The 6,317-nt window shown below is 47.3% G+C and carries 6 protein-coding genes, 1 rRNA gene and 1 other RNA gene; all 8 read right to left on the bottom strand.

Annotated features, from left to right (window positions below; translation table 11 throughout):
- A 16S ribosomal RNA gene (locus FIM25_RS09590) occupies positions 1-461 on the bottom strand; the annotation flags it as partial.
- 249 nt (positions 462-710) lie between these two features.
- Positions 711-1,991, bottom strand: coding sequence for a tyrosine--tRNA ligase (gene tyrS, locus FIM25_RS09585; protein WP_139448672.1), 1,281 nt, complete (start codon positions 1,989-1,991; stop codon positions 711-713).
- Between the two features lie 134 nt (positions 1,992-2,125).
- Positions 2,126-3,688: a ribonuclease Y gene (rny, locus tag FIM25_RS09580; RefSeq protein WP_139448662.1), complete on the bottom strand. Its 1,563-nt coding sequence runs from the start codon at positions 3,686-3,688 to the stop codon at positions 2,126-2,128.
- 515 nt (positions 3,689-4,203) lie between these two features.
- Positions 4,204-4,383: non-coding RNA, 6S RNA (gene ssrS, locus FIM25_RS09575), on the bottom strand.
- Entirely contained in the window at positions 4,383-4,697 is a 315-nt protein-coding gene (locus FIM25_RS09570) for a cell division protein ZapA (protein ID WP_139448660.1), read from the bottom strand. The genes ssrS and FIM25_RS09570 overlap by 1 nt, the downstream gene beginning before the upstream one ends.
- 49 nt (positions 4,698-4,746) lie before the next feature.
- Entirely contained in the window at positions 4,747-4,977 is a 231-nt protein-coding gene (locus tag FIM25_RS09565) for a hypothetical protein (protein ID WP_139448658.1), read from the bottom strand.
- 52 nt (positions 4,978-5,029) lie between these two features.
- Positions 5,030-5,794 (bottom strand): sugar phosphate nucleotidyltransferase, encoded by a 765-nt coding sequence (locus FIM25_RS09560; RefSeq protein ID WP_179953288.1) that lies wholly within the window; start codon positions 5,792-5,794, stop codon positions 5,030-5,032.
- 92 nt (positions 5,795-5,886) lie between these two features.
- Positions 5,887-6,309, bottom strand: coding sequence for a F0F1 ATP synthase subunit epsilon (locus FIM25_RS09555; RefSeq protein WP_139448654.1), 423 nt, complete (start codon positions 6,307-6,309; stop codon positions 5,887-5,889).
- Positions 6,310-6,317 lie beyond the last annotated feature (8 nt).

Genomic DNA, 6,317 nt, shown 5'->3' with positions numbered 1-6,317 from the left:
CCCCATTGACAGAGCTTTACGACCCAAGGGCCTTCTTCACTCACGCGGCGTTGCTGCGTCAGGGTTTCCCCCATTGCGCAAAATTCCTCACTGCTGCCTCCCGTAGGAGTCTGGGCCGTGTGTCAGTCCCAGTGTGGCTGATCATCCTCTCAGACCAGCTACCCATCACTGCCTTGGTGGGCCGTTACCCCGCCAACTAGCTAATGGGACGCGGACTCATCCTCAAACAAATGCTTTCATGAAGAGGCATTCTTTGGTTGCATTCCCCGCAGAAAACACAACATCATCCGGTATTAGCACCGCTTTCGCGATGTTATTCCGAATTCAAGGGCAGATTATCCACGCGTTACTCACCCGTGCGCCACTTTACTTATCCCCCGAAGGGAACTTTCTCGTTCGACTTGCATGTGTTAAGCACGCCGCCAGCGTTCATTCTGAGCCAGGATCAAACTCTCCGTTGAATCTCTGGTACTACCCCCACCTTAAAAAGATAGGGTACTCAGGGGCATGTTCTTTATCTTTCACTATCTGATTTTCAAAGATCGATTTCTTTCGACCCGCTGCGCTCAGCAACGAAGATCAAATTACAGATTTTGATCCTTTATGTCAAACACTTTTTTCCGCTCAACCAATAAAAAAAATAAGGACTTGATTTATAAGGACATCCTGCCGGCCAGAAAAATGCAGACCGACAGGATGACTTAAAATACTCAGGCCATCTCTATTCGATGGTACTGTTTTTTTCCGCTACGAAGCACCAGGGCACCTTCTTCAAAGGTATCTGATCCTAAAATCACATCTATACTGTCAATCCTTTTACCATTCACATAGGCCCCACCCTGTTCAATGAGGCGCCTCGCAGCACCCTTGGAAGCGCAGAGCCCTACCCTGCAGAACAGATCAACCACAGACATACCAGAAGAAAAATCCTGCCCAGATATCCGGGAACATGGCATCCCCGAAACATCCGCCATAACCTGCCTTGATATTTCACTGGAAGGAAAAATGACACCGGGAATCTCCCGACCACCAAAAACAGCAGAAGCTGCGCCGTGTGCCAGGTCCGCAGCCTCTTTACCATGGACGATGGCCGTAGCTTCATATGCCAAAACAGCCTTCACAGCGTTCAGATCTTTCCCATCAAGGCCTGCAACTGCCTCAATCTCTTCCATAGGAAGGAAGGTAAACAATTTCAAAAAGCGCTGCACATCAGCATCATCGGTATTCACCCAGAACTGATAATAATCGTAGGGAGAAGTCCGCTCAGGATCAAGCCAAACAGCCCCTGCGTGGGTTTTACCCATTTTTATGCCAGAAGAAGTCATGATAAGGGGAAAAGTGATGCCAAAAACTGTTTTCTGGGCCTTCCGACGAACAAGCTCAACCCCTGCAACAATATTGCCCCACTGATCCCTGCCACCCATCTGAAGAAAACACCCGTATTTTTCAGCAAGGACATAAAAATCATAAGCCTGAAGCAGCATATAGTTAAACTCTATAAAACTAAGCCCTTCTTCGGATTCAAGCCGCGCCCGGTAACTTTCAGCCTTTACCATACGGTTCACACTAAAGTGACATCCCACATCCCTTAGAAAAGGGATATATTGAAGATCAGAAAGCCAGTCCGCATTATCCACCAGAACAGCCTTACCATCAGAAAAATCAAGAAACGAAGAAAGCTGTGCCTTCAGTCCGGCTTTATTCTCGGCAACGATCTCCGGAGTCAGAAGCTGACGCATTTCCGTTTTACCACTGGGGTCACCTATCATGCCGGTACCCCCTCCCACAAGGGCCATGGGCCGATGTCCGCATTTCTGCATGTGGGCAAGGGCCATCACCGTTACAAGGTGCCCGACATGCAGGCTGGATCCTGTAGGATCAAACCCGATATAACAATAGCGTCCCGGAGTTCCCAGATAATCTTCCAGCTCTTTTTCATGCGTTGTGCTTTCTACAAACCCCCTCAATCTGAGAACATCCAGAGCATTCATACCGGCTTCCTTTCCTACCCGATCCATTGTTTAACCCCCGGAAAAATTAAAAACTTATTCCTGACAGAAAATCTCCGCCATTATAAACTGCAAGGGCACTATATTTCTTCACCCACCAAAGACTTTTCAAATGGCTATTTATTCGCATACCCTACGGCTCGCGTTTCCCGGATCACAATAACCCGAATCTGCCCCGGGAATGTCAGTGACTCTTCAATTTTTCTTGCAATATCACGACTAAGCAATACTGACTCTTCATCGGAAATCTTATCGCTCTCCACAATAACCCGCAACTCCCTACCTGCCTGTATTGCGTAGGAATTTGCCACCCCTTTAAACGAGCAGGCAATACTTTCAAGATCTTCAAGGCGTTTTACATAATTTTCCAGAAGTTCCTTACGGGCACCGGGACGGGCACCAGAAAGACTGTCCGCAGCCTGCACCAGAAGGTCATATACAGTTTCAGGTGGTATATCTTCGTGATGGGCAGCAATAGCCTGCACAACCGTAGACGCTTCCCCAAATTTTTTAGCCAGCTTGGACCCTATCAGAGCATGGGGCCCTTCAACTTCATGGTCCACGGCCTTACCCAAATCATGCAAAAGGCCCATACGCTTGGCCAGCTTTACATTCAGACCAAGCTCTGCCGCCATAATACCACAAAGGAAACCAACCTCTACAGAATGCTGTAAGACATTCTGAGCATAACTGGTCCTGAATTTCAAACGCCCAAGAACCTTGATCAGTTCAGGATGAATCCCGTGGACACCCAGATCAAAAGCCGCCTGCTCACCAGCTTCTTTAATGGTCTGATCCACCTCTTCTTCCACAGTTTTTACTACATCTTCAATACGGGCAGGATGAATCCGGCCGTCAGCTATCAACTTGGTCAGGGCAAGACGTGCAACCTCCCGGCGGACAGGATTAAATCCTGAAAGAATAACTGCCTCCGGAGTATCATCTATAATAAGATCAATCCCGGTTGCAGCTTCAAGGGCCCTGATATTCCGCCCTTCCCTGCCAATAATCCGGCCTTTCATCTCATCACTGGGAAGAGCAACAACAGAAACGGTCCGTTCTGCCACAAAATCTCCTGAAAAACGCTGAATGGCCGTTGCCAGAATTTTTTTAGCTTCTTTATCAGCTTCTTCATGGGCTTCGGACATAATCCGCTTAACAAGCTTGGCCCCCTCATAGCGGGCATCATTTTCCATGGAGCGGATCAGAATTTCCCGGGCCTGATCACTCGTCAGACCGGAAATTTTTTCCAGTTCCGCATGCTGCTTACCTATCAGAACATCAAGCTCTTCAGACCTCTTTGCAAGCAAATCCTCTTTTTCCTGGAGGCCACATTCGATCTTCTGCAGCTCCTGTTCTTTCTGCTCATTCTGATCATGCTTTTTTTCTATATTTTCTTCTTTTTGAATCAGCCTTTGTTCCTGGCGTTTGAGTTCTGACCTGACTTCAGCAGTTTCTGCATCGAACTCATTCTTCATTCTGAAAAGGCGATCTTTGGCCTCAACCTCAGCCTCTTTCAGAAGACTGTCGGAACGCCGCCTCGCATCATCCAACAGACGAACAGCTTCATTTCGAGCTGCCTGTTCATTCTGGGCATCCAGTTGCTGCCGAATCCAATAGGCAATCCCAACCCCTGCCCCAAAAGAAAGCAACCCTATTAAAATTCCATATCCTGTCATTCCCCGATCTCCCCATTCAACACACCGCATCCCCCACAACGACCGTACCCCAAGCTCGCAGAGAAAGCATTTTTATCCATCCCGTGATGCCCACACCAACTGAGCGAAAACCATTTTTGCCATCCATGGGAGGCGAGGATTTTAAACACATACATACACCAAAGTGTTTTGAGCATTAAAATACAAGCCTGACACCGATCAAAAAGGCATGACCTAAGCCAAAAAAACATTTCGATCAGAAACTGTCCGGAGGACTGGTGCAGACCCCTCCGTTGCACAGGTATAAAAATACTGTTCTTTGATCCTTGGGCATTTGATTATGAGTATGCAAGGTGCGTGCTGTCATTTATTTACAGTAATTAACAAATCAAAAAAAGCCGCTGCATACGGATAATAAAATCAAAAAAAACCTGCAAAAACAGATAATAAAACAGAATCTGCATTTCATAAAAATGCAAAGCAGAAGAAAAAAAGGAGGGAGAGAAGAGAAAGGATGGTGGGGATGACATATCAAGCATACCCCCGCATGTGCCGTGTTGGAAAAACCTTTGAACCGATAGGTTCAAGTGGGCGCCTTGTGATACCTTAAGGCTTTTCTGATAAGAATCAGAACATGCACACCAGTACCAGAGAAAGCTCCCTTTTATAAAACATTGGGTCAAAGGGCATATCAATCACAAACACTGCAGGGGTTTTATTCTTTTATAGAAGGAGGAGTATCTGGAACCGCCTCCAAGGCCATTAGCAAGGCATCCGATCTTTGCGTCAATTCTGACACCGTTTCCATATGCTGCCGTTTAAGATTATAATACGAATTGGCAATATTCATGGTAGCCAGCAGAAGCTTTGCTGTTTTGGTAACGGTTTTTGCTTGAGGGCCGAGATCCTTTTCAACCCGCCCAAGCTCTTCCATCAAAAAATCGGCAACCTCTTTCGCATCGGCAACGCCTGCCTCCGCCTTAAACTTGTACACCTCGCCAAACATATGTATTGTTACGATGGTATCCAAATTTCACTATATTCAGACCATTAAGGTTATGCTTGATTCAGATGCACTTTTAAAATGCATCCAGCTTTTCCAGCAAAGCATCTATTTTCTTCTGCATTGCCTCTTCATCCTGCACACGCTCAGACTCTTTCTGCATCATATCTTCAAGCAGTGCATTTATATCCGCAAGCTCCGCCTTGAGTAAATCTCTTTCCTCTTCAAGGGTCTTGCAATGTGTAAGCAAACGCTCCACCTTGGACTCTATTGCATCAAATCTGTTTAACACCACTTCTCTTTCCACTTTTCACCTCTTCGTCCTTGAAAGTCAGTATAATCAACCATAGTAAATGAAGTCAAGGGAATTGGTTAAGGCCCGCTGCCTTCCCCACAAGTAAATTAGCAACTTCAAGGTTTTCCGGTGAGTTAATCCCCATCACTTCCTCTGGAAAATCAGCAGAAACACATGCCACCCGCTCTCCGGCAGCCCTTGCAACCGCCAACAGATCCGTCAGATAGTATTCCCCCTGGCTGTTATTCTGATCAAGCCCGGCAATTTCACGGACCAAAAAGCTGCGGTCAAAACAATAGAAGCCCGCATTCACAAGGCATACCTTTTTTTCTTCAGAAGAAGCATCTTTTTCCTCAACAATTGCATTCACCTTCCCATCGGAATCACAAAGAATCCGACCGTAACCATGGGGATCCTCAAGATGAACGGCCAGCAAAGTCAAAGCTGCCTTTTCTTCTGAGTGCTGACGACACAGGCGCATCAAGGTCTCCGTACGGATCAATGGCGTATCACCGCAAACAACCAGAACCTGCTGGCAATCTGACGGAATAAAAGAAATGGCAGAGGCAACAGCATGGCCCGTACCAAGCTGTTTATCCTGTAAAGCAAAAGAAAAGGGGTAGTCCCGGAGGGCAGAATTCACAGATTCCGCCTGATGCCCCACAACCACAACACATTTTTTCGGATTAAGAGCCTGAACACTTTCTGCCACACGGACAATCATAGGCACTCCGCCCACAGGATGAAGGACCTTGGCAAGATCCGATCGCATGCGGGTACCCTTTCCTGCGGCAAGAATAATCACGGCCAAACCACAGAAGTATGCCATACTCCCCCATTCCAAACAATTCCAAGCCATGAAAAAAGGGGCAAAGCCCATAATCGTGCCCGCCCCTCTTTACAAAACAAAAATCTATGGAATCAATCAGGTTCCTGACCCGTAGCCAGACGAATCCGGTTGATGGATCTTGCCAATGCTGCCCGTGCACGCAGAAAGTCTATATTTTCTTCTCTGCTCTTTTCCTCAAGACGCTTTTTGGCGCGCTCAAGGGACGCTTCCGCACGAGCTATATCAATATCTTTGCGCCGTTCTGCCGCCTCCGCAAGGATGGTAACCTTATCCGGAAGGACTTCTGCAAAACCCTCTTTTATAAAAACATAGCGTGTCTGCCCTGCCGTATCTTCATAGCGCAGGGCCCCCAGTTTCAGCGAGGTAATAAACGAAGTATGACCGGGCAGTACACCGAATTCTCCGAGAAGTCCTGGAGCAACGACGGTTTGTACACTTTCGTCCACCACCACATGCTCGGGGGTTACGATCTCAAGCTTGATACTGGCTGCCATAAGGCCCC

The organism is Desulfobotulus mexicanus (assembly GCF_006175995.1).
In the GTDB taxonomy this organism is placed as follows: Bacteria; Desulfobacterota; Desulfobacteria; order Desulfobacterales; family ASO4-4; genus Desulfobotulus; species Desulfobotulus mexicanus.
This window is presented reverse-complemented; position numbering and strand designations above follow the sequence as displayed.

Bases quoted from the DNA above. Each gene is read 5' to 3' on its own strand.
- tyrS (WP_139448672.1), bottom strand. From the start codon at position 1,991: ATGAATGCTCTGGATGTTCTCAGATTGAGGGGGTTTGTAGAAAGCACA.
- rny (WP_139448662.1), bottom strand. From the start codon at position 3,688: ATGACAGGATATGGAATTTTAATAGGGTTGCTTTCTTTTGGGGCAGGG.
- FIM25_RS09560 (WP_179953288.1), bottom strand. From the start codon at position 5,794: ATGGCATACTTCTGTGGTTTGGCCGTGATTATTCTTGCCGCAGGAAAG.
- FIM25_RS09555 (WP_139448654.1), bottom strand. From the start codon at position 6,309: ATGGCAGCCAGTATCAAGCTTGAGATCGTAACCCCCGAGCATGTGGTG.